This window comes from Streptomyces sp. NPDC096205, from assembly GCF_044763135.1.
GTDB lineage: Bacteria > Actinomycetota > Actinomycetes > Streptomycetales > Streptomycetaceae > Streptomyces.
On sequence record NZ_JBIWFS010000001.1, the window covers coordinates 1,136,643 to 1,158,863 of the forward strand.

General features: G+C 71.5%; 20 protein-coding genes. 11 read left to right on the plus strand and 9 right to left on the minus strand.

What is annotated here, in order from left to right:
* Positions 1–73 precede the first annotated feature (73 nt).
* The gene (locus ACIQ6Y_RS05105) at positions 74–1,684 is read left to right on the plus strand and encodes an alpha/beta hydrolase (RefSeq protein WP_404033076.1); all 1,611 of its coding nucleotides are present in this window, start codon (positions 74–76) and stop codon (positions 1,682–1,684) included.
* A gap of 97 nt (positions 1,685–1,781) precedes the next feature.
* Here the strand turns inward: ACIQ6Y_RS05105 and hemQ are convergent, their stop codons facing one another.
* Together hemQ and hemG are read right to left on the minus strand one after the other, a co-directional pair.
* The gene (gene hemQ / locus ACIQ6Y_RS05110) at positions 1,782–2,513 is read right to left on the minus strand and encodes a hydrogen peroxide-dependent heme synthase (RefSeq protein WP_404033078.1); all 732 of its coding nucleotides are present in this window, start codon (positions 2,511–2,513) and stop codon (positions 1,782–1,784) included.
* A 5-nt stretch (positions 2,514–2,518) separates the two neighbouring features.
* Positions 2,519–3,970: a protoporphyrinogen oxidase gene (gene hemG / locus ACIQ6Y_RS05115; protein ID WP_404033081.1), complete on the minus strand. Its 1,452-nt coding sequence runs from the start codon at positions 3,968–3,970 to the stop codon at positions 2,519–2,521.
* A gap of 157 nt (positions 3,971–4,127) precedes the next feature.
* On the opposite strand from hemG, the gene ACIQ6Y_RS05120 reads away from it, so the two are divergent.
* Positions 4,128–5,093 carry a DUF4349 domain-containing protein gene (locus ACIQ6Y_RS05120; RefSeq protein ID WP_404033084.1) on the plus strand — a complete coding sequence of 322 codons (966 nt, stop codon included), beginning with the start codon at positions 4,128–4,130 and terminating at the stop codon, positions 5,091–5,093.
* Between the two features lie 33 nt (positions 5,094–5,126).
* The gene (locus ACIQ6Y_RS05125) at positions 5,127–6,518 is read left to right on the plus strand and encodes an FAD-dependent oxidoreductase (protein WP_404033709.1); all 1,392 of its coding nucleotides are present in this window, start codon (positions 5,127–5,129) and stop codon (positions 6,516–6,518) included.
* Here ACIQ6Y_RS05125 and ACIQ6Y_RS05130 read toward each other — a convergent pair.
* Together ACIQ6Y_RS05130 and ACIQ6Y_RS05135 are read right to left on the minus strand one after the other, a co-directional pair.
* Positions 6,515–7,108 (minus strand): hypothetical protein, encoded by a 594-nt coding sequence (locus ACIQ6Y_RS05130; protein WP_404033087.1) that lies wholly within the window; start codon positions 7,106–7,108, stop codon positions 6,515–6,517. The two genes, ACIQ6Y_RS05125 and ACIQ6Y_RS05130, sit on opposite strands and share 4 nt — an antisense overlap.
* A 71-nt stretch (positions 7,109–7,179) precedes the next feature.
* Positions 7,180–7,473, minus strand: coding sequence for a hypothetical protein (locus tag ACIQ6Y_RS05135; protein ID WP_404033090.1), 294 nt, complete (start codon positions 7,471–7,473; stop codon positions 7,180–7,182).
* A 77-nt stretch (positions 7,474–7,550) separates the two neighbouring features.
* Between ACIQ6Y_RS05135 and ACIQ6Y_RS05140 the strand changes: the two genes are divergently transcribed.
* Positions 7,551–8,357, plus strand: a complete 807-nt coding sequence (locus ACIQ6Y_RS05140; protein ID WP_404033093.1) for a rhomboid family intramembrane serine protease — start codon at positions 7,551–7,553, stop codon at positions 8,355–8,357.
* 4 nt (positions 8,358–8,361) lie between these two features.
* On the opposite strand, the gene hemE is transcribed toward ACIQ6Y_RS05140, so the two are convergent.
* Positions 8,362–9,429 (minus strand): uroporphyrinogen decarboxylase, encoded by a 1,068-nt coding sequence (gene hemE, locus ACIQ6Y_RS05145; protein ID WP_404033096.1) that lies wholly within the window; start codon positions 9,427–9,429, stop codon positions 8,362–8,364.
* Between the two features lie 139 nt (positions 9,430–9,568).
* Between hemE and ACIQ6Y_RS05150 the strand changes: the two genes are divergently transcribed.
* From ACIQ6Y_RS05150 to ACIQ6Y_RS05160, 3 genes are all read left to right on the plus strand, one after another.
* Complete coding sequence (locus ACIQ6Y_RS05150; RefSeq protein ID WP_404033098.1) at positions 9,569–10,213, plus strand: DUF3000 domain-containing protein; 645 nt, start codon at positions 9,569–9,571, stop codon at positions 10,211–10,213.
* Positions 10,214–10,434: 221 nt separating this feature from the next.
* Positions 10,435–11,097 (plus strand): response regulator transcription factor, encoded by a 663-nt coding sequence (locus ACIQ6Y_RS05155; RefSeq protein WP_003972894.1) that lies wholly within the window; start codon positions 10,435–10,437, stop codon positions 11,095–11,097.
* A gap of 181 nt (positions 11,098–11,278) precedes the next feature.
* Entirely contained in the window at positions 11,279–12,559 is a 1,281-nt protein-coding gene (locus ACIQ6Y_RS05160) for an HRDC domain-containing protein (RefSeq protein ID WP_404033101.1), read from the plus strand.
* Between the two features lie 15 nt (positions 12,560–12,574).
* Here the strand turns inward: ACIQ6Y_RS05160 and ACIQ6Y_RS05165 are convergent, their stop codons facing one another.
* The 3 genes from ACIQ6Y_RS05165 to ACIQ6Y_RS05175 are packed head-to-tail and all read right to left on the minus strand — an operon-like array spanning position 12,575 to position 15,650.
* Positions 12,575–13,405 (minus strand): carbohydrate ABC transporter permease, encoded by an 831-nt coding sequence (locus ACIQ6Y_RS05165; RefSeq protein WP_404033103.1) that lies wholly within the window; start codon positions 13,403–13,405, stop codon positions 12,575–12,577.
* Positions 13,402–14,343 carry a carbohydrate ABC transporter permease gene (locus ACIQ6Y_RS05170; protein ID WP_404033105.1) on the minus strand — a complete coding sequence of 314 codons (942 nt, stop codon included), beginning with the start codon at positions 14,341–14,343 and terminating at the stop codon, positions 13,402–13,404. Before ACIQ6Y_RS05170 ends, ACIQ6Y_RS05165 begins: the two co-directional genes overlap by 4 nt.
* On the minus strand, positions 14,343–15,650 hold the full coding sequence (locus ACIQ6Y_RS05175; protein ID WP_404033108.1) for an extracellular solute-binding protein: 1,308 nt from the start codon (positions 15,648–15,650) through the stop codon (positions 14,343–14,345). The genes ACIQ6Y_RS05170 and ACIQ6Y_RS05175 overlap by 1 nt, the downstream gene beginning before the upstream one ends.
* Positions 15,651–15,845: 195 nt before the next feature.
* Here ACIQ6Y_RS05175 and ACIQ6Y_RS05180 point away from each other — a divergent pair, with 195 nt between their 5' ends.
* The 3 genes from ACIQ6Y_RS05180 to ACIQ6Y_RS05190 all read left to right on the plus strand — a co-directional run bounded on the left by ACIQ6Y_RS05180 (position 15,846) and on the right by ACIQ6Y_RS05190 (position 20,442).
* The gene (locus ACIQ6Y_RS05180) at positions 15,846–16,883 is read left to right on the plus strand and encodes a LacI family DNA-binding transcriptional regulator (protein ID WP_404033711.1); all 1,038 of its coding nucleotides are present in this window, start codon (positions 15,846–15,848) and stop codon (positions 16,881–16,883) included.
* 215 nt (positions 16,884–17,098) lie between these two features.
* Complete coding sequence (locus tag ACIQ6Y_RS05185) at positions 17,099–18,316, plus strand: thiolase family protein (RefSeq protein WP_404033110.1); 1,218 nt, start codon at positions 17,099–17,101, stop codon at positions 18,314–18,316.
* The gene (locus ACIQ6Y_RS05190; RefSeq protein ID WP_404033112.1) at positions 18,313–20,442 is read left to right on the plus strand and encodes a 3-hydroxyacyl-CoA dehydrogenase NAD-binding domain-containing protein; all 2,130 of its coding nucleotides are present in this window, start codon (positions 18,313–18,315) and stop codon (positions 20,440–20,442) included. Before ACIQ6Y_RS05185 ends, ACIQ6Y_RS05190 begins: the two co-directional genes overlap by 4 nt.
* 220 nt (positions 20,443–20,662) lie before the next feature.
* Here ACIQ6Y_RS05190 and ACIQ6Y_RS05195 read toward each other — a convergent pair whose 3' ends face one another.
* A complete protein-coding gene (locus ACIQ6Y_RS05195) occupies positions 20,663–21,685 on the minus strand; it encodes a hypothetical protein (protein ID WP_404033115.1) in 1,023 nt (340 codons plus the stop codon).
* Between the two features lie 66 nt (positions 21,686–21,751).
* On the opposite strand from ACIQ6Y_RS05195, the gene ACIQ6Y_RS05200 reads away from it, so the two are divergent.
* Positions 21,752–22,132: an NTP pyrophosphohydrolase gene (locus tag ACIQ6Y_RS05200; RefSeq protein WP_404033117.1), complete on the plus strand. Its 381-nt coding sequence runs from the start codon at positions 21,752–21,754 to the stop codon at positions 22,130–22,132.
* Positions 22,133–22,221: the final 89 nt, after the last annotated feature.

Sequence of the window (22,221 nt, forward strand, 5' to 3'; positions counted from 1 at the left end):
GACGGTGCTTGCCTTGACCGACCAGCGAACGAAACATCCCTTTAGTCGCCGCCGTGCACCGAAGGGATACGCCATGAGAGCTGCCGCCCGTCACTCGGCTGCGGGGGCGCTGGCCGCCGCACTGCTGCTGACCACCTTGGCCGCGGCCCCGGCCGGCAGCGCGTCCGACCCGTTCGGTACGTCCCGTGCGCCGGGCGCGGCGGCCGAGCTGCGCGGCGCCGCGGTCGCCGCCGCGCGCGCCCGGCAGGCCGGTATCGACTTCGGCACGTGCTCGTCCGACCAGGACGTGCCCGGAACCATGGAGTGCGGCGCGGTGTCCGTCCCGCTCGACTACGCCGACCCGGACGGCAGGCAGATCACGCTCAGCGTCTCCCGGGTCCGCGCCACCCAGCGCGACCCGCACAACAGCAAGCACAAGGTGCCGCGCCAAGGTGCCCTTGTCTTCAACCCGGGCGGCCCCGGCGCCTCCGGCTTCTACTTCCCGCTGGTCGGCCTGCTGCCGGAGTGGAAGCGCATCGGCGCCGCCTACGACCTCGTCGGCTACGCCCCGCGCGGTGTCGGCCGCTCCGCGCCGTTGTCCTGCCAGGACCCGAAGCGGTTCTTCAAGGGGCCCTCCCAAGCGCCGACGCACCCCTCGGAGTCGTACAAGAGGGAGCGCATCGCCCAGGCCAAGGCGTACGCGCGCGGCTGCGCCGAGCGGGCGGGCGACGCCCTGCGGCACTACCACTCCCTGAACAACGCCCGTGACCTCGATGTGCTGCGCGCCGCCCTCGGCGAACGCCGGCTGACGTTCATGGGCGCCTCGTACGGCACGTACTTCGGGGCGCTGTACGCGACGCTGTTCCCCTCGCACGTGCGGCGGATGGTGTTCGACTCGGCGGTGGACCCCGACCCGGAGCGGATCTGGTACCGCAACAACCTCGCCCAGTCGGCCGCCTTCGAAGGGCGTTGGGCCGATCTGCGGGAGTGGATCGCCAAGCACGACAAGGTGTACGGCCTCGGCGACACCCCCGAGGAGGTGCTGCGTTCCTACGAGAGGGCGCGGGCCCGGCTGGCGGCGGAGCCGGCCGGCGGCAAAGTCGGTCCCGGGCAGTTGCAGGGGGCGTTCCTGCAGGCCGGGTACTACGACGACTACTGGCCGCTGCGGGCACAGGCGCTGTCGGAGTATCTGAAGGGCGACCCCCAGCTGCTGATCGACATCGCCGGACCGGTGCGGGACGCCGCCGGTGAGGCGGAGAACGCCGGTGCGGTGTACACGGCCGTGGAGTGCAACGACGCGCCCTGGCCGACGGACTGGCGGGTGTGGGACCGGGACAACACGCGGCTGGCGCGGGTGGCGCCGTTCGAGACGTGGGACAACGCGTGGACGAACCTGCCCTGCGCGTTCTGGCTCGCGCCGCGTCAGCAGCCCCTCGATGTGCGGACCGGGCCCGGGGAGCTGCCGCCGGTGCTGATCCTCGCGGCCGAGCGGGATGCGGCCGCGCCTTATGACGGGGCGCTGGAGTTGCACCGGCGGTTGTCGGGGTCGGTGCTGGTGACCGAGCGGGACGCGGGGTCGCACGGGGTGGCAGGGGGGCCGAACCGGTGTGTGAACGCGTACTTCGAGGCTTACCTGTTGGAGGGGCGTGTGCCCGGGCGCCGCGCGGCCTGCGAGGGACGTGCGGAGCCTTCGCCGTCTCGGTGACCTCGGTGACCTCGGTGGGGAACTGCGGACCGTTCATGGCTGGTCGCGCCCGCGCGGCGGAGCCGCATATCGATGCGGCCCCGCACCCCTGGGGCGTTCAGGCCAGGCCGGCGACCAGTTCGCTCACGCTCTTGCGGCGGCCGGTGAAGAAGGGCACCTCTTCGCGGACGTGCATCCGGGCCTCCGAGGCGCGCAGGTGGCGCATGAGGTCGACGATGCGGTACAGCTCGTCGGCCTCGAAGGCGAGCAGCCACTCGTAGTCGCCGAGGGAGAAGGAGGCGACCGTGTTGGCGCGGACGTCCGGGTAGCCGCGGGCCATCTTGCCGTGGTCGGCGAGCATGCGACGACGGTCCTCGTCGGGCAGGAGGTACCAGTCGTAGGAGCGCACGAAGGGGTAGACGCTGACGTAGTTGCGCGGCGTCTCGTCGGCGAGGAACGCCGGGATGTGCGAGCGGTTGAACTCGGCAGGGCGGTGCAGCGCCATGTTCGACCAGACCGGGGTCAGGGCGCGGCCGAGCTTGGTGCGGCGGAAGAGGTTGTACGCCTCCTGGAGCTGGTCGGCGGTCTCGGCGTGCCACCAGATCATGAGGTCGGCGTCGGCGCGCAGGCCGGAGACGTCGTAGGTGCCGCGGATCGTCACGTCCTTCGCGGCGAGCTGGTCGAACAGCTCCTGGACCTCTTCGGCGTAGCCCGCGCGGTCCTCGGGCAGCACGTCCTTCAGCTTGAAGACGGACCACAGGGTGTAGCGGATGACCTCGTTGAGGTCCTTGGCCAGCTTGCCCTTGTTCGGGATCCGGTCGGGGCCGGTGGTGGGGGCGTCGTCACTCATGGTCCTTATTCTCCTGCTCCTCCGTGCAGACTCTGCACCGGGTGGGCGGTGAGCTCCTGCACACCGCCGAGATCTCCGTCGAGCTGGTCCACGGCCGCGTACGCGCTCGCGATGCAGGCCGGGACGCCGACGCCGTCGTAGACCGCGCCGCACACGGCGAGGCCGGGGAGCTTGCCGAGGTGCTCGCGGATGCGGGCCACGCGCGCGTGGTGGCCGACCGGGTACTGGGGCAGGCCGTCGGTCCAGCGGGTGACGCGGGTGTCGAGGGGGCGCGCGTCCAGGCCGGTCGCCGCGCGCAGGTCGTGCCGGGAGACGTCGACGAGGTCGGCGTCCGCGCGGTCCAGGATCTCGGTCTCGCCGTAGCGGCCGACGGAGGTGCGCAGCACGACCACGTCCGGGTTCTCGTCGGCGATCCAGCCCCACTTCTGGGAGGCGAAGGTGGAGGCCTTGATGGTGCGGCCGTCGACGGGCGGGACCAGGAAGCCGCTGCCCTCGGGGAGGTGCACGTCCGCGCGGCGGTAGGCGAGGGTGATCAGCGCCATGGAGGCGTACTCGACGGCGGTCAGCTCGGCCGCGGCGGCCGGGGCCTCGGCGCGCAGCAGGGCCGCGGCGGCGGGCGCCGGGGCGGCGACGACGACGGCGTCCGCGTGCAGCACCCGGTCGCCGGTCACCACGCGCCAGCCCGTCGCCTCGCGGCGCAGCTCCGTCACGCGCGCGTGGGTGAGGATCTCGCCGCCGCGCGCGCGGACCGACTCGGCGACGGCGAGCGGCAGGCGGGCCACGCCTCCGGCGATGCCCATGAACACCGGGCCCGTCTGCTGGGCGGCGGCCGCCCTGGCCTGGATGTCGCGCACGGCCTCGGTGAGCGAGGTGTGCTGCTGTGCGGCCTGGAAGAGCTGGGGGACGGCCGAGCGCATGGAGATGCGGTAGGCGTCGCCCGCGTACACCCCGCCCAGCAGGGGTTCGACGAGCCGGTCGACGACCTCGCGGCCGAGCCGGGCGGCGACGAACTCGCCCACCGCCACGTCGTCCCCGATCTCGGTGCGGGGCAGCTCGGCGTCGGCATCGATGCGCTGCAGGCCCTCCTCGGACAGCACTCCGGCCAGGGCGGAGGCGGTGCCGGGGACGCCCATGACGTGGCCCTTGGGCATGGGGCGCAGGGCGCCGCGGGTCCAGATCGAGGCGGTGGCGGTGGCGGGCGGCTGGAGGCTGTCGGCGAGGCCGGTCTCCCGGGCGAGGTCGACCGCCTCGGGGCGGCGGGCCAGCAGCGACTCGGCTCCCAGGTCCACGCGCGCGCCCGCGATCTCGCCGGGCAGCAGCTTGCCGCCGACCCGGTCGGACGCCTCCAGCACGGTCACGGCCGCGCCGCGCGTCAGCAGCCGGTGGGCGGCCGCGAGTCCCGCGATACCGGCCCCGATGACGACGACCTGCCTGGTGTGGGTGCCACGTGCGCTCATGACCCCCACTTTCTCATCCGCCACCGACAACGCGGCCGGGGCCGTGTGTCCCCGCCGAGTCCCGACCGTTATCGCCTCGGAACGCGACGACCCCAACGTCCGGGCGGGCCCGGGCGTCCAAGAGGCATCTAGGTGTCGACCCTCGGGGGGAAGTCCCATGCACGCACGCGTACGACCCGCGCGGACCCTGGCCGCAGTCCTGCTCGCCGCGGCCCTGGCGCTCACCGGGTGCAGCAGCGGCGCGAACGACAGCGGCGGCAGCAGCGACGCCGACGACAAGGCGGCCGCCGTGTCGGACGGCCGGGGCGCGCAGGGCGCCGAGGCGGCGGGCGGTGCCGCCACGGACCACAAGGCCGCGCCCGTGCCGGACACGCCGTACATCATCCGCACCGCCTCGCTGACGGTCCAGGTGAAGGAGGTGCCGAAGGCGCTGGAGCAGGCCCGTACGGTCGCCGAGGCCGCGGGCGGCTATGTGGGCCGGGAGTCGACCTCACGGGACTCCGAGGGCCGCGAGCGCACCCGGCTGGTGCTGCGCGTGCCCGCCGGCTCCTACGACGAGGTGCTGGCCGATCTGGAGGGCGCGGGCAGGCTCCTGGAGCGCAGCGCGCAGGCGGAGGACGTCACCGAGCAGGTCGTCGACGTGGAGAGCCGGATCAGGACGCAGCGCGCGAGCGTGGCCCGTATCCGGGAGCTGATGGACCAGGCGACCCGGCTCAGTGACGTGGTGGAGCTGGAGGGCGAGCTGAGCACCCGCCAGGCCGACCTGGAGGCCCTGCTGGCCCGGCAGGCGTCCCTGAAGGACCGCACCAGCCTGGCGACGATCACGCTGTCGCTGACCGAGACGCCGGTGAAGCCGGCCGCCGAGGACGACGACCCCGGGTTCGGGGACGCCGTGTCGGGCGGCTGGGACGCGTTCCTGACGACCCTGCGGTGGATCGCGCTGGTGCTGGGCGCGGTGCTGCCGTTCCTCGCGGCGCTCGCCCTGCTGGCGCTGCTGTGGGTGCGGGTGGTCCGGCCCCGGCTGCCGCGCCGCTCGGAGCGGCCCCCGGCCATGACGACGCTCGGCCCGCTGCCGGCGGCCCGTCCGGTGCCCGGTCCTCAGCGGCAGGGCGACGAGGACTGAAATGCCCTGTCCCCGTAGCGTGTTCGCATGACCATGAACAGGGGCACGGGGAACGGGAAGAAGCGGCTCGTCGTGATCGGCGGGGACGCGGCGGGCATGTCGGCGGCGTCCCAGGCGCGCCGGATGAAGGGCCCCGACGAGCTGGAGATCGTGGCCTTCGAACGCGGCCACTTCTCCTCGTACTCGGCGTGCGGGATTCCCTACTGGGTGGGCGGTGACGTCACCGACCGGGACGAGCTGATCGCCCGCTCCCCGAAGGAGCACCGCTCCCGCGGGATCGACCTGCGCATGCGCACGGAGGTCACGGAGATCGACGTGGCGGGGCAGCGGGTACGCGCGCGTGAGGTGGATTCCGGGGCCGAGTCCTGGACGTCGTACGACTTTCTGGTGATCGCCACGGGTGCTCGGCCGATCCGGCCCGAGATGCCGGGCGCCGACGCGCCCGGGGTGCACGGGGTGCAGACGCTGGACGACGGGCAGGCGCTGCTGGACACGCTGGAGCGGACGCGCGGGCGGCGCGCGGTGGTCGTCGGCGCCGGGTACATCGGTGTGGAGATGGCCGAGGCGCTCATCCACCGCGAGTACGAGGTGACCGTCGTCAACCGGGGCAGCGAGCCGATGTCGACCCTCGACCCGGACATGGGCCGCCTGGTGCACAAGGCGATGGAGGGCATGGGCATCACCATGGTCGACGACGCCGAGGTCACCGCGATCCGGACCGGGCCCGACGGCCGGGTGCGGGCGGTGGCCACCGCGGACGGCGAGTACGCGGCCGATGTCGTCGTGCTCGGCATCGGCGTCCGTCCCGAGACGTCCCTCGCCCGTGCGGCCGGGCTGCCGCTGGGCACGCACGGCGGCCTGCTGACGGACCTCGCGATGCGAGTGCGCGGCCACGAGAACATCTGGGCCGGCGGCGACTGTGTCGAGGTCCTCGACCTGGTCTCCGGCCGCGAACGGCACATCGCGCTCGGCACCCACGCCAACAAGCACGGCCAGGTCATCGGCACCAACGTCGGCGGCGGGTACGCCACCTTCCCCGGCGTCGTCGGCACCGCCGTCAGCAAGGTCTGCGACCTGGAGATCGCCCGCACGGGTCTGCGCGAGAAGGACGCCCTGCGGGCGGGCCTGCAGTACGAGACGGTCACGATCGAGTCCACCAGCCGCGCGGGCTACTACCCCGGTGCCTCCCCCATGACGGTCAAGATGCTCGCCGAACGCCGCACCGGCCGCCTCCTCGGCGTCCAGATCGTCGGCCGCGAGGGGGCGGGCAAGCGCGTCGACATCGCGGCCGTCGCCCTGACCGCGGGCATGACGGTCGACCAGATGACCGCCCTCGACCTGGGCTACGCCCCGCCGTTCAGCCCGGTGTGGGACCCGGTCCTGGTCGCGGCGCGCAAGGCGTCGGGCAAGGTCCGGGCGGGCTAACGGCGCGTCAGCGGAAGCGGGCCCGTCCTGGGGGCCACCAGTCCCTCGACGAGGGTCTGCTCGCCGGCCGCCGAGCCGTCCAGGTAGAGCCGGCCGCCCTTGTCGCGCAGATCGATGAGGAACCGTGTGGCCGGGCCGGACCGCTCAAGGCCGTGGATGCGCTCGTCGGTGTAGCCGAGGCCGTTGAGGATCTTCCTGACCTCGGCCGGGGTGGGGTTCGCCAGGTTCCACAGCGCCTGGGCGACGCGCTCCTCGTGGTGGTGCTTCGCGCACCAGTCGCGCGCGTCCAGTTCCACCTCCGGGCCCGCGGTGGGGGCGATGGGCCCCTCCAGTTCCTCGGTCGCGGGATCGTCGGCCGGCGGGTCCGTCGGATACCCGGCTCTCGGGCCGTGCGCGGGGCAGGACCGCGCGACATCCTCCAGCATCGCGGCGAAGGCCGTTTCCTGACCGGAGACCGCCGCGGCCTGGGTGCGCCGGGCGCCGGCCGGATCGGTGCTCGGCTTCTCGGTGCCGCAGGCGGTGAGCGACACGGCGGCGAGAGCTGTCGCCGCGAGGGCGACCGTACGGGTGAGAGCGGTGATTCGTGACATGCGCACAGCCTCCGCCCCCGCCTGCCCGCCGCACATGAGTACCGGTACTCAACACCGGCGGGCGCCCCTGCCTAGGCCGACCCGTTGAGGCGCGGCAGTGCGGACACGGCGGCGCTTCCCGACACCGCGGCGCTGCCGGGCTGTTCGGCCGGCCGCGCATGCGCGGCCACCGCCGGGCGCGACCTCAGCCGGTGGCTGACGGCCTCGTCCAGCGTCACCGGCCGCTGCATCTGCGTGGCCAGCCGCCCGGCCTCCTGCCCCAGCCGTGCCACGTCCTCCCACGGGATCCGCACCACGAGCGCGATCTCGGCCTCCCCGTCCGGAAGGGCATGCATCGCGGGCACCGCGCCGACTCGTTCGTTCATCGCCATGTGCAGTCATACGTGCGTGCCGACGGCCACGTTCACCGGTTCGCCACACGGATCGGGGGCAGTAGTCCTGTGTGGTCATCCCCGTCCATGACGTGAACCCCGTACGGCGCACCCCCTGGGTGACGTACGGCCTCATCGCCGCGAACGTCGTCGTGTTCCTGTTGATGCCGTGGAGCGGCCAGGGCCTCGCGCAGCTCTGCCACATGCAGGCGTTCCTGGACCAGTACGCGGCCGTCCCGCAGGAGCTGATCCACCATCAGCTGCCGCGGCTGGTGCCGACCGGCGACGTCGGCGTCGGCGCGCAGGGGCCGGGCTGTGTGATCGGGCCGCCGGACTACGACAAGTCGCCCGAGCTGAGCGTGGGGACGGCGATGTTCCTGCACGGCGGCTGGCTGCACCTGCTGGGCAACATGCTGTTCCTGCTGATCTTCGGCAACAACGTCGAGGACCGCATGGGGCATGTGCGCTTCGCGCTGTTCTACGGCGTCTGCGGCTTCGTGGCGACCTATGGCTTCGCGGTGCTGAACGTCGACTCGGGCGAGCCGCTGATCGGGGCGTCCGGGGCGATCGCCGGGGTGCTCGGGGCGTATCTGGTGCTGTATCCGAAGGCCAGGGTCTGGGTCCTCGTCCCGTTCCTGATCTTCCTGCCGCTGCGCCTTCCGGCCTGGATCGTGCTGGGCTTCTGGTTCGCGCTCCAGGCGGTGTACTCGTCCGGCGAGGGCGTCTCCGACGCGGGCACGGTGGCGTACGCGGCGCACATCGTCGGGTTCCTGGCCGGCATGCTGCTGGCCTGGCCGCTGCGCCCGGGCACGCCCCCGCCGCCGGAGCCGCGCGGCCTGCTGTTCGGCAGACGGGCGCGCCCCCGGCACACGTGGTGAGCGGTCAGCCGGCCGTCTGGGTGTGGACGTAGTCGACGAGGCGCGTCAGGGCGTCGGGGTCGGTGGACGGCATGACGCCGTGGCCGAGGTTGAAGACGTGGCCCTCCAGGCCCGCGGCGGAGTCCAGGACCTCGCGGGTCTTGGCCTCGACCGCCTCGGGCGTGGCGAACAGCACGGTCGGGTCGAGGTTGCCCTGGAGCGCCTTGCCGGGGCCGACGCGGCGGGCGGCCTCGTCGAGGGGCACCCGCCAGTCGACGCCGACGACGTCCGCGCCGGCCTCGCCCATCAGGCCGAGCAGCTCGCCCGTGCCGACACCGAAGTGGATGCGCGGGACACCGTAGGACTCGACCGCGCGGAAGACCTTCGCGGAGGCGGGCATGACGGAGCGGCGGTAGTCGACGGGGGCGAGGGCGCCGGCCCAGGAGTCGAACAGCTGGATCGCGCTCGCGCCGGCCTCGATCTGCACCTTCAGGAACGCGGCCGTGATCTCCGCGAGGCGGTCGAGCAGGTCGGCCCACAGCTCGGGGTCGCCGTACATCATCGCCTTGGCGTTCTCGTACGTCCGCGACGGGCCGCCCTCGACGAGGTAGCTCGCGAGGGTGAACGGGGCGCCCGCGAAGCCGATCAGCGGGGTGGACCCGAGCTCGCGGGTGAGCATCCCGATCGCCTCGGTGACGTAGGAGACGTCCTCGGGGGTGAGGTCGCGCAGCTGGGCGAGGTCGGCGCGGGTGCGGATCGGGCGCTCGACGACCGGGCCGACGCCGGGCTTGATGTCGAGGTCGATGCCGATGGCCTTGAGCGGGACGACGATGTCGCTGAAGAAGATCGCCGCGTCCACGCCGTGCCGGCGGACCGGCTGCAGGGTGATCTCGGTGACCAGCTCCGGGCGCATGCAGGATTCGAGCATCGGGATGCCCTCGCGGACCTTGCGGTACTCCGGCAGCGAGCGGCCCGCCTGCCGCATGAACCACACGGGCGTGTGCGGCACGGGCTCGCGCCTGCACGCCTTGAGGAAGGCGGAGTCGTAGGTGGCTGTCGGCTGCTGGCCCGCAGGGCTTCCGTTGGCACTCACGTCGGAAAGTCTCGCACGGCGCCGGAGGTGACGTGGCCGCCCCCCTGCCGGGTGTCTTGCCCTGCGCACGGCCCCCGTTCCCCTTACTCTTCCCCGCATGGCTGCGGCTCAGGGAAGACTGTCGGACGGCGCTGGCGGAATGGACGAGAGCAAGGACACGGGGGACATCGCAGACGGGGAGCGGCATACGGGTGGGACGGCACCGCTGCCGTTCAGGGCCGCCGTCGACGCCCTGCGGGCGGCCCGGCTGCGCCCGCAGATCGAGGTGGAGCCGACACCGGCCCCCAAGCGGCTGGCCCCCTTCGCGTACGCGCTGGAGGCGACCGTCGTGGACGGTGAGCAGGAGCTGGCCGACGGCCGGCTGGTGCTGCTGCACGACCCGGCCGGGCACGACGCCTGGCGCGGCACGTTCCGGCTGGTGACGCTGGTGCGCGCGGAGCTGGAGCCGGAGATGGCGGTCGACCCGCTGCTGCCGGACGTGTGCTGGACCTGGCTGACCGGCGCGCTCCAGGCGCGGGGTCTGGCGTACGGCGAGCCGAGCGGCACGGTCACCCGGGCGAGCTCTCATCATTTCGGTGGTCTGTCGGCCCGTCCGGCCGCCTCGCAGATCGAGATCCGGGCGTCCTGGACGCCGCGGGAGGGGCTGGGCGGGATTCCGGACACGGCGGCGCATCTGGCGTCCTGGTGCGATCTGCTCGCCCAGGTCGCGGGGCTGCCTCCGGCCGGTCCCGGGGACGCGTCGGTGGTGACGCTGCCGCAGCGGCGGGGTCCACAGAGCCGGTGACGGCGTCCCTGGGCATCCTCAGGGCCATCTCTTTGTCGATACGGCCACTTTCCATCAGAAGCAGTCGATCGAACGAAACGATGTGGTCACCGAACGATCGATCGCCTGTCCGAATTGCACTAATTGTTACTCACTAGATCGTGATCATTCTCTAAAGGGCACCGGGTTTGCTGCCGAAGACGACTGTGACCTTCAAAGCCGTCCCGCACCCAGGAGGCCTGGTGTCCGTTCTCCTCGAGCAGCCCGCAAGCCTGGTCGCCTACCGTCCCAACAAGCCCACCGCCATGGTCGTCGTCGCGGATCCACGCGTACGCTCCACCGTCACTCGCCATCTGTGGGCACTCGGAGTGCGCGACGTCATCGAGGCGTCGTCCGTCGCCGAGGCCCGACCCCGCATCGGCAACCCCCGCGACATCTGCGTCGCCGATGTCCATCTGCCCGACGGTTCGGGCCTGACCCTGCTCTCGGAGACCCGCGCCGCGGGCTGGCCCAACGGCCTCGCCCTGTCGGCGGCCGACGACATCGGTGCCGTGCGCAACGCCCTCGCGGGCGGAGTGAAGGGCTACGTCGTCACCGGCACCCGCACCAACGTCGGGCTCCCCACCCGGCCCGGTGCGGCCCCCATCGGCGCAGCCGCCGCACGGCTGCACCGCCGCCCCCCGGGTGCTCCGAGCCACCCGGGCGGCTACCGCGAGCTGTCCGGCCGTGAGGTCGAGGTGCTGCGGCTCGTCGCCGAGGGCCAGTCGAACAAGGCGATCGGTGTCTCCATGGGCCTGTCGGCCCTGACCGTCAAGAGCCACCTCGCCCGCATCGCCCGCAAGCTCGGCACGGGCGACCGCGCCGGCATGGTGGCGGTGGCCCTGCGGACCGGGATCATCCACTGAGTCGGTGTTCATGAGCATGACCGGAGCCGGCCGTCGATTCCCCAAGCGTCCGCGACCGCCTCTTGTCATGAAGCGTCGTGAACCGGGTGTTTCACCGAGCTGACTGGTTTACGACCCCAAGGTGCCCGTCGACGGAACGTTCCGTCGGCGGGCCCTGTCCATGCATGGATACCCTTGACAGGTGACCGACGCCCAAGAGACCGCAGCAGACACACCACTGCGAACCACCGGGGGCGCCCCTCCGGACGACGACGGATCTTCTGCTGAAGGGGCGCCGATCCCGCTGCTCGAACCCCGCGAGGGCATTCCTCCGGTGATCGCCGACGAGGCCGCCCTCGCCGAGGTGATCGCCGCCTTCGCCGCCGGCTCCGGCCCCGTCGCCGTGGACGCCGAGCGCGCCTCCGGCTACCGCTACGGCCAGCGCGCCTACCTGGTGCAGCTGCGCCGCCAGGGTGCCGGGACCGCACTGATCGACCCCGTGGCCTGCCCGGACCTGTCCGGGCTCGGCGAGGCGCTGTCCGGCGTCGAGTGGGTGCTGCACGCCGCCACCCAGGACCTGCCCTGTCTGCGCGAGATAGGCATGGTGCCGGGTCTGCTGTTCGACACCGAGCTGGCCGGGCGGCTGGCCGGGTTCCCGCGGGTCGGCCTCGGCGCGATGGTCGAGTCCGTCCTCGGCTTCGTCCTGGAGAAGGGCCACTCCGCCGTCGACTGGTCCACCCGTCCGCTGCCCGAGCCCTGGCTGCGCTACGCCGCGCTGGACGTCGAGCTGCTCGTCGACCTGCGCGACGCGCTGGAGAAGGAGCTGGACCGGCAGGGCAAGCTGGAGTGGGCCCGCCAGGAGTTCGACGCCATCGCCTCGGCCCCGCCGGCCGAGCCGCGCAAGGACCCCTGGCGCCGTACGTCCGGGATGCACAAGGTGCGCAGACGCCGGCAGCTGGCCGTCGTACGGGAGCTGTGGCAGACGCGGGACCGGATCGCCCAGCGGCGGGACGTGTCCCCGGGCAAGGTGCTCTCCGACGCGGCCATCGTGGAGGCCGCGCTCGCCGTTCCGGCCAACGTGCACGCGCTGGGGGCGCTGAACGGGTTCGGGCAGCGGATGGCGCGGCGGCAGCTGGAACAGTGGCAGGCGGCCGTGGACCGGGCCAGGGCGCTCACCGAGTCCCAGCTGCCGCAGCAGGGGCAGGCCGTCGCCGGGCCTCCGCCGCCGCGCGCGTGGGCGGACAAGGACCCGGCCGCCGCGGCTCGGTTGTCCGCGGCGCGGGCGGCTGTTTCCGCGTTGGCCGAGCGTTTGAACATGCCTCAGGAGAACTTGATCGCTCCGGACACGGTGCGGCGGGTGTGCTGGGAGCCGCCGAAGGTCGTCGACGCCGAGTCCGTCGGGGCCGCGCTGGAGGGGTACGGGGCGCGGGCCTGGCAGGTCGAGCAGGTCACGCCCGTCCTTGTGGAGGCCCTGTCCGCCTAGGCGCGACCGGGTGCCTCATCGCGTGGCCCCTCTCATGAAGCCGTTGTAGATGAACCTCTGCAGCAGCAGGAAGACGATCAGGGTCGGCAGGATCACCAGGACGGTTCCTGCCGAGATCGTCTCCCAGTGGGCGGCGTAGGGGCCGCGGAAGCGGAAGAGGGACGTCGAGATCACGCCAAGCTCTTCGGAGGGCATGTAGAGGAAGGGGATGTAGAAGTCGTTGTAGACGGTGATCCCCTTCACGATGACGACCGTCGCGATCGCCGGTTTCAGCAGCGGGAAAATGATCTTCCGGTAGATCGTGAAGGCGTTGGCGCCCTCCAGGCGTGCGGCCTCGTCCAGGGAGATCGGGATCGACCGGACGAACTGCAGGAAGATGTAGATCGAGACGATGTCCGTGCCCATGTAGAGCACGATCGGCGCCCACAGGGAGTCGAACATGCCGAAGCTGTTGACGATCTGGAAGGTCGCCACCTGGGTGGTGACGCCGGGGACCAGCGCGGCGACCAGGAACAGCGCCACGACCAGCTTGCGGAAGCGGAACTGGAAGCGGTCGATGGCGTAGGCCGTCATCGAGCCGATCAGGACCGTGCCGCCGATGGCGAAGAGCAGGATCAGGGTCGTGTTGCCGAACGCCTGGAGCATGTGACCGTCGCGGAACGCGGTCACATAGTTGTCGAAGTTCAGCAGGTTCCCGGGGAGTGAGAGGGCGCCGTCGGACTCCGCCATCTCCCGCTCCGACTTCAGCGAGGTCAGCAGGACGACGACCAGCGGGAGCAGGACCACCGCCGTCGCCGCGAGCAGCGAGAGGTGGACGAGCGTGCGGGCAACGGCTCGGCGTGTCATACGAGATCCACCTTGTCGTCGGGGACCAGGCGGCGTTGGAGCCAGGTCACCACCAGGATGATCAGCAGCAGGACGACGGCCGCGGCCGAGGCGAGCCCCGTCTTGTTGAAGCGGAAGGCCAGTTTCACGGTCTGGATCACGAAGGTCTCGGTGCCGGTCGCGCCGCCGGTCATGATGTACGGGATCTCGAAGACCGACAGCGAGCCGGAGATGGACAGGATGACCGTCAGGCTCACGACCGGCTTGATGCCCGGCGCGATGATGTACCGGAACTGGTGCCAGCGGTTCGCGCCGTCCAGCTCGGCCGCCTCGTACAGCTCCCCCGGGATCGACTGGATCGCGCCGAGGAACAGCACGAAGTTCAGGCCCAGATAGCGCCACACCGAGACACCCGCGAGCGAGGTGTTCGCGGAGGTGGACGTGGACAGCCAGGCGTGGTCGGTGTGCACGCCGAACAGGCTCAGCACCGAGTCGAGGGTGCCGCCGTCCTGGAAGAAGTAGAGGAAGACGAAGCCGATCGCGACGCCGTTGATCAGGTACGGGAAAAAGAGCACGCCCTTGTAGAAATTGCGGAAACGAACATTGAAGCTCAGGATCGTCGCGAAGTAGAGGGCCGCCGCTATCTGCACGGCGCTGGCCGCGAGGTAGTAGCCGCTGACGAAGAACACCCGGAACAGGTCCTCGCGGGTGAAGATCTCCGCGTAGTTGCCGGTGCCCGTGTAATGCAGCTCCGGGCTCACGCCGTCCCAGTCGGTGAAGCTGTACGCCACCATGTTCGCTATCGGCGCGTAGGTGAAAACGATCAGCAGAACGAGCGGAACGATCAGGAACAACCACGGCGTCATGCCGCGCCACAGGCGTGTCCCGCGCGGGGCGGGGGCGGCCGGCGCGGTCCCCGCGGCCGCCCGGTCGACCGGCTTCTGTGCGGTGGCGGCCATCAGCGCTGCGCCTCGGTCCAGCGCTTGCTGAGGTCGGCGAAGAACTCGTCCAGACTGCCCTGGCCGGCGCCACGGGCGAGGTCGACCAGCTTCTGCCGGTACTCGGGGGCGAAAATGCCGGTCTCCGACTCGTTGTCGATCCGCTTGACCTCGGCGCCCTTGGCGTCGCTGACCTCGATGAGCTTCACGCCCGCGTCCTCGTAGGGCTTGAGCACCTCAGGAAGTGTGCCGTTCTTCAGCGGGGAGATCGCCAGATTGTCCTTGTCGTAGCCGGACTTGTCGGTGAACCAGTCGATCCAGGCGCGGGCGGCCTCCTTGTGCTCGGAGTGCACATTGACGGCCTGGTTGTAGTCGGGGCCGACCACCGCGCAGAACCTGCCGTCGGTCTGGGCCGGGAAGGGCATGAACCCGATGTCGTCGGGGTCCACCCCGGCCTTCTCGGCGGCGTCCTGGAACTGCACGATCGCCCAGGTGCCGAGCCACTGGGTGGCGATCTCGCCCTGGGCCGTACGGGCCTTGGACTGCTCCCAGTTGGTGGTGGTCGGGTCCTTCTCGGCCAGGCCCTGCTTCACGATGTCGTACAGCAGCGTGTCCCCGACACGCAGGTCGGCGCCCTCGGCCCAGGGGTCGCCCTCGGCGAGCTCGGTGGTGGCGCCGGGGTCGCAGTGGACCGAGCCGTTGACGGCCGTCCAGGAGCTCATCGTCCAGCCGGCGGCGAAGTTGGTGTAGTAGGGCACGGCGTCCGTCTTCGCCTTGATCGCCTTCAGCGCGGTGAGGAACTCGGCCGGGGTGGTGGGCCATTCGGTGACGCCGGCCTCCCGCCAGACCCTGCGGTTGTAGACGAAGCCGGGCATCACACCGACCGGGCTCTGGCCGTAGACCTTGTCGTCGACGGCGGTGAAGTCGGTGAAGCGGTACTTCTCGCTCCGCTCCTCGACCGTGCCCAGCGAGGCGAAGAACTTCGGGTAGTCGTCCTTCTTGATCACGGCGGGGATCAGCAGGACGTCGCCGTAGTTCTCCGTGTTCATCCGGATCTTGACTTCGGACTCGTAGTTGGTGAGGGCCTCGAACTCGACCTTCACCTTCGGATAGACCTTGCGGAACTCGGCGGCGTACCGGTCCATCGTGCCGTCCTGCACGAGGTCGGTGCGCACGGTGAGGACCTTGATGGTCCCGCTCACCTCGGCCGGGTCGGTGGGCGCGTCGGCGGCCGCGCCCTTGGAGGTGCCTCCGGTGCCGGTGCACGCCGAGAGCAGCAGGGCGGCACCGGTGACCAGGGCGAGGGCTGTACGGCGGTACATGTGCATCAGCTCCGTTCAGGGGGACGGACGAGCACGAGCGGTTGGCGGGTTGGCTGGTTCGGAACTCTGACAGCGCTTTCTCGACCGGTAAAGTCTCTATCTCGCCAACGCGCCAAAAACCGTTCCCCGTACTGGGGTTGACCGGTCTAGGGAGCGCGCATGCCGAACGACACGCCTCCGTACCGCCGGGCAGCCTCACCGATGACCTGGCCGCCGCGGCCGCGCGTCACCATCAAGGACGTCGCCGCGCGGGCCGGGGTGTCCAAGGGCGCGGTGTCGCTGGCGTTCAACCACAAGCCCGGCCTGTCGGAGGCGACCCGGGACCGGATCTTCCGGGCCGCCCGCGAGCTGGGCTGGGCGCCCAGTCTGACCGCGCGGTCGCTGGCCGGTGCGCGGGTGGACGTGGTGGGGCCGGCGATCTGCCGGCCGGCCCGGCTGCTGGGCCTCGAGCCCTTCTACATGGAGTTCGTCTCGGGGGTGGAGAGCGTCCTGACCGAGCATTCCTGCGCGCTGCTGCTCAGGCTCGTACGGACGGTGGAGGAGGAGGTCGGGGTCCAGCAGACCTGGTGGCGGGGGCGCCGGATCGGCGGGGCGATCCTCGTCGACTTCCGGCCGGACGATCCCCGGGTGGCGGCGGCCGAGCGGCTCGGGATGCCGGTGGTGGCCGTCGGGCACCCCTCCTTCACCGACGGCCTCACCTCGGTGTGGACGGACGACGCGACGGCCGTGACGCAGGCGGTGCGGTATCTCGTGGCGCTCGGGCACCGGCGGATCGCGCGGGTCGGGGGTCCGGCGGCACTCGGGCACACGGTCATGCGGACGGCCGCGTTCGACGACGCGTCGCGTGCGCCGGCCCTGACCGGGGCGTGGCAGGTGACGACGGACCACTCGGGTCAGGCGGGGGCGCGGGCGACGCGGTCGCTGCTGACGGCGCCGGCGGGTGAGCGGCCGACCGCGATCGTGTACGCCAACGACATCATGGCGGTGGCCGGGTTGTCCGTGGCCGCGGAGAGGGGGCTGTCGGTGCCGGGCGACGTGTCGCTGCCGGCCTGGGACGACTCCCAGCTGTGCCGGCTCACCCGGCCCACCCTGTCGGCCATGAGCCATGATGTGCACGGGTTCGGGGCGGAGGTGGCCCGGGGTTTGTTCGAGGTGATCGCGGGCCGGGGTGCGGGGTCACATCCCGTCCCTACACCGGTACTCGTGCCTCGGGGGTCCACGGCTCCGCCGTCGGGGTGAGGGCCGGCTCCGGACCGCGGCGCCATCGTGGCTGGTCGCGCAGTTCCCCGCGCCCCTTGACGGCATCCGCTCAGCCCCTGTTCCGGTGTGACCTTCGCCGCTTGGGCCGTGGGGGCTGTGCAGCTACGTTACTCGTAAGTAGCATGGGTCCTGAGCGCGCGCTCAGTGCATGCGTGCCGCAGCAGTGCCATACCGCACCCTGGAGGAGAGCCATCGTGCCTCGTACCGTCAGGGACGTCGTTTTCGTCGACGGCGTCCGCACCCCGTTCGGCAAGGCGGGCCCGAAGGGCATCTACCACGAGACTCGCGCCGACGACCTCGTCGTCAAGGCGATCCGGGAGCTGCTGCGCCGCAACCCCGGCCTGGACCCGAAGAAGATCGACGAGGTCGCCATCGCCGCGACCACGCAGATCGGTGACCAGGGTCTGACGCTGGGCCGCACGGCGGGCATCCTCGCCGGTCTGCCGCAGTCGGTGCCGGGCTACTCGATCGACCGTATGTGCGCCGGCGCGCTGACCGCCGTGACCTCGGTCGCCGGTTCCGTCGCCTTCGGCGCCTACGACGTCGCCCTCGCCGGTGGCGTCGAGCACATGGGCCGCCACCCCATGGGTGAGGGCGTGGACCCGAACCCGCGTTTCGTGAGCGAGAAGCTGGTCGACGAGTCCGCCCTGTTCATGGGCATGACCGCCGAGAACCTGCACGACCGCTACCCGAGCATCACCAAGCAGCGCGCCGACGAGTACGCGGTGCGCTCGCAGGAGAAGGCTGCCAAGGCGTACGCCGACGGCAAGATCCAGCAGGACCTGGTGCCGATCTCGGTGCGCCGCACCAACCCGGAGGCCGGCGAGACCGGCTGGGGCCTGGTCACCGCCGACGAGCCGATGCGCCCGGGCACCACCCTGGAGAACCTCTCCGGGTTGAAGACGCCGTTCCGCGTCCACGGCCGGGTCACCGCCGGTAACGCGGCCGGTCTGAACGACGGCGCCACCGCCTCGATCATCGCCTCCGAGGACTTCGCGCGCGAGAACGGCCTGCCGGTCAAGATGCGCCTGGTCTCCTACGCCTTCGCGGGCGTGGAGCCGGAGGTCATGGGCTACGGCCCGATCCCGGCCACGGAGAAGGCCCTCGCCCAGGCGGGGCTCAGCATCTCCGACATCGGTCTGTTCGAGATCAACGAGGCCTTCGCCGTCCAGGTGCTGGCCTTCCTGGAGCACTACGGCATCGCCGACGACGACGCGCGCGTCAACCAGTACGGCGGCGCCATCGCCTTCGGCCACCCGCTGGCCTCCTCGGGCGTGCGTCTGATGACGCAGCTGGCCCGCCAGTTCGAGGAGCAGCCGCACGTCCGCTACGGCCTGACCACCATGTGCGTCGGCTTCGGCATGGGCGCGACGGTCATCTGGGAGAACCCGCACTTCGAGGGGGACAAGTGAGCACCACCGCTGAGCTTCTGAAGGGTGCGGCCGAGCTGTTCCCCGACGAGGTCGTGACGTCCGCGCACGTCCGCCACCTCGACCTGCCGTTCGGCGCGGGGCGCTTCGCCCTGATCACGCTGGACAACGGCTTCGACCACACCAAGCCGACCACGTTCGGGCCGCAGTCGCTGGCGAACCTCAACGCCGCCATCGACCAGGTCGAGCAGGAGGCCACCGCCGGCTCCATCGTCGGCGCCGGCATCACCGGCAAGCCGTTCATCTTCGCCGTCGGCGCCGACCTCAAGGGCGTCGAGCTGCTGAAGAAGCACGAGGACGCGCTGGCCATCGGCAAGGGCGGCCACGAGGTCTTCAAGCGCCTCGCGGGCCTCGCGGTCCCGACCTTCGCGTACTACAACGGTGCCGCGATGGGCGGCGGCGTCGAGGTCGGCCTGCACTGCACCTACCGCACCGTGTCGAAGGCGCTGCCGGCCTTCTCGCTGCCCGAGGTGTTCCTGGGCCTGGTCCCGGGCTGGGGCGGCTGCACGATCCTGCCGAACCTGATCGGCGCGGAGAAGGCCGTCTCGGTGATCATCGAGAACAGCCTGAACCAGAACAAGCAGCTCAAGGGAAAGCAGGTCTTCGAGCTGGGCATCGCCGACGCCCTGTTCGAGGGTGCGGACTTCCTGGAGCAGTCGCTGATCTGGACGGCGAACGTCCTCAAGGGCGACGTCGTGGTCGAGCGCCCGGTGATCGACCGCGGTGAGGCCTGGGACCAGGCCGTCGCCAAGGGCCGCTTCATCGCCGACTCCAAGGTCCACGGCGCCGCCCCGGCCGCCTACCGCGCCCTCGACATCATCGAGGCCGCCAAGGACGGCGACCTGCAGAAGGGCTACGACGCCGAGGACCAGGCCCTCGCCGACCTGATCATGGGCGGCGAGCTGCGCTCCGGCATCTACGCCTTCAACCTGGTGCAGAAGCGCGGCAAGCGCCCCGCCGGTGCCCCGGACAAGAACCTGGCCCGCCCGGTCACCAAGGTCGGTGTCGTCGGCGCCGGTCTGATGGCCTCGCAGCTGGCCCTGCTGTTCCTGCGCCGCCTGGAGGTGCCGGTCGTGCTGACCGACATCGACCAGGAGCGCGTCGACAAGGGTGTGGGCTACGTCCACGCCGAGATCGACAAGCTGCTCGGCAAGGGCCGCATCAACCAGGACAAGGCCAACCGCCTCAAGGCCCTGGTCACCGGTGTGCTGGACAAGGCCGAGGGCTTCGCGGACGCGGACTTCGTCATCGAGGCCGTGTTCGAGGAGATCGGCGTCAAGCAGCAGGTGTTCGCCGAGGTCGAGGCGGTCGCCCCGGCGCACGCGATCTTCGCCACCAACACCTCGTCGCTGTCGGTGTCGGAGATGGCGTCGAAGCTGAAGCACCCGGAGCGGGTCGTCGGCTTCCACTTCTTCAACCCGGTCGCGATCCTGCCTCTGCTGGAGATCGTCCGCGGCGAGCAGACCGACGACGCCTCGCTGGCCACGGCCTTCGCCGTCGCCAAGAAGCTGAAGAAGACCGCGGTGCTGACGAAGGACGCCCCGGCGTTCGTCGTGAACCGCATCCTGACCCGCTTCATGGGCGAGATCCAGAACGTCATCGACGAGGGCACCCCGGTCGCCGTCGCCGAGAAGGCCGTCGAGCCGCTCGGTCTGCCGATGTCGCCGCTGGTCCTGCTGGAGCTGGTCGGCCCGGCCATCGGCCTGCACGTCTCGGAGACCCTGAACCGCGCCTTCCCGGAGCGCTTCAAGGTGTCCCCGAACCTCAAGGCGGTCGTCGAGGCCGGCAAGCGCGGCTTCTACGTCTACGACAGCGGCAAGCCGGAGCTGGACCCGGAGGTCGCGGCGCTGCTGAAGCAGGGCGACGTCGTCCTGACCGAGGAGCAGGTCCGCGCCCGGGTGCTGGACGCGGTGGCGCAGGAGATCGGGCTCATGCTCGACGAGGGCGTCGTCGCCGAGGCCCAGGACATCGACCTCTGCCTGATCACCGGCGCCGGCTGGCCCTTCCACCTGGGCGGCATCACGCCGTACCTGGACCGTGAGGGTGTCTCCGAGCGGGTGAACGGCAAGCGGTTCCTGGAGCAGGGCGTGGCGAGCGTCCCGGCGTAACCCTCCCGTACGCACGCAAAGGTGCCCGGCACATCGGCGGATGTGCCGGGCACCGGCGTTTTCTCGTACGGCGGATCAGATCTCGCCGTACGACGGATCAGACCTCGGCGTACGACCGATCAGACCTCGGCGTACGGCGGATCAGACCTCGGCGTAACGACCGATCAGGACCGACTCGTCGTACGGCGGATCACGACTCTCCGTACGGCCGAGGAGCCGATCAGACCTCGCGCCACGCCTCCAGCGCCAGCCCCGGCTCCTCCTTGCGGCGGCTCAGCCGAAGGGTGCCGTCGGGGGTGAGGGTCGCCGCGACGACCCGGCCCGTGGCGTCCTGGGCGAGCGCCACCCGCGTGCCGGTGGGCAGTTGGGGGCCGGACTCGGTCCAGCTGAGGCCGGCCGTCTCCTGCTCGGTCGGGTACGCGGCGAACCCGACCCGGCCGGAGGCGGAGCGCTGGGCGAGGATCGTGCAGTCGAGGCCGTCGACGTCGCAGCGCAGCACGGTCACCGGGCCGGGGCCGGCCGCCGCGAGCAGCGGCCTGGGCTCGGCGTCGGGCCGCCAGGCGTGCAGCATGCCGTCGGGGTCGGCGTAGAAGAGGGTGGTGTGCTCCTTGGAGGTGGGCTGCGCGGCCAGCGTGCCCGGCTGCACCGGGACGAGCAGCGGATCCGCCGCGACCGGGCGCCTGCCGGGCTCCTGCTGGAACCAGCGCAGGATGCCGGTGTGGTTGGTCGCGTACACCTCGATACGGCCCGACTCCCCCGTCACGGCGAGCAGGTCGTGCACCTTGGAGCCCTTGAGGTCGTGCCAGGCGTTGAGCCCGCCGCGCTCCTTCTGGTTCCTCATGGACACGCCCTTGCCGCGGTTGCGGACGAAGAGATGGGCCCGCCCCTCCACGTCGACGGCCACGACGGGGTCGCCGGTGCGGTCGCCCTCCTTGTTGGGGTGCCCGAACGGCGTCCAGTCCAGTGCGGCGAGCAGCGGCCGGAAGTGGGTGGAGTGGACCAGCCCCGATTCACCCGATCGAGTGGGCCGCCAGGCCACCAGGTGGGCGTAGCCGTCGGGGCCCTGGCCCACCGCGAAACCGGCGTGCAGTTGCTGCTCGCCGCCGATCCTGCGCGGAGGTTCCCAGGACCCGCCGGGGACGCGTTCGGCCCGGCAGAGGACCGCGTCGTCGGCGGGCAGGTAGACGCTGAGTCGGCCGTCCCGGCCTCGTATGAGCCAGTTGCCGTTCACTGTACGGTCCATCGACACGAGGCCACTTTAGCCGTGGGGGCGAGGTGGCCTCGCCGGGGGGCGTGGGAGCCTGAGGTCATGAGTGAGCCGTTGCTGGTGATCGTCGACGCGGCGAACGTGGTCGGGTCGGTGCCGGACGGGTGGTGGCGGGACCGGCGCGGGGCGGCGGAGCGGCTGCGGGACCGGCTGGCGGTGGACGGGGTGCCGGGGGTCGCCGGGCCGGTGGAGATCGTGCTGGTGGTGGAGGGGGCGGCTCGGGGGGTTTCCTCTGTGCCGGGGGTTCGGGTGGAGTCGGCTGCCGGGAGTGGGGACGATCGGATGGTCGAGCTGGTCGCCGAGGCCTCCGGCCGGGCGCGCCTGGTGGTGACGGCCGACCGGGAGTTGCGGCGCAGGGTTGTCGAGCTGGGCGCGGAGGTGGCTGGGCCTCGCGCGGTTCGTGGTGCCACGACGGATGGTTGACGGCTGCCGGTTCGTCGTGGCTTGTCGCGCCCACGCGGCGGAGCCGCACATCGACACAGCCCCGCGCCCCCAGGGGAGCTGAAGCCCAG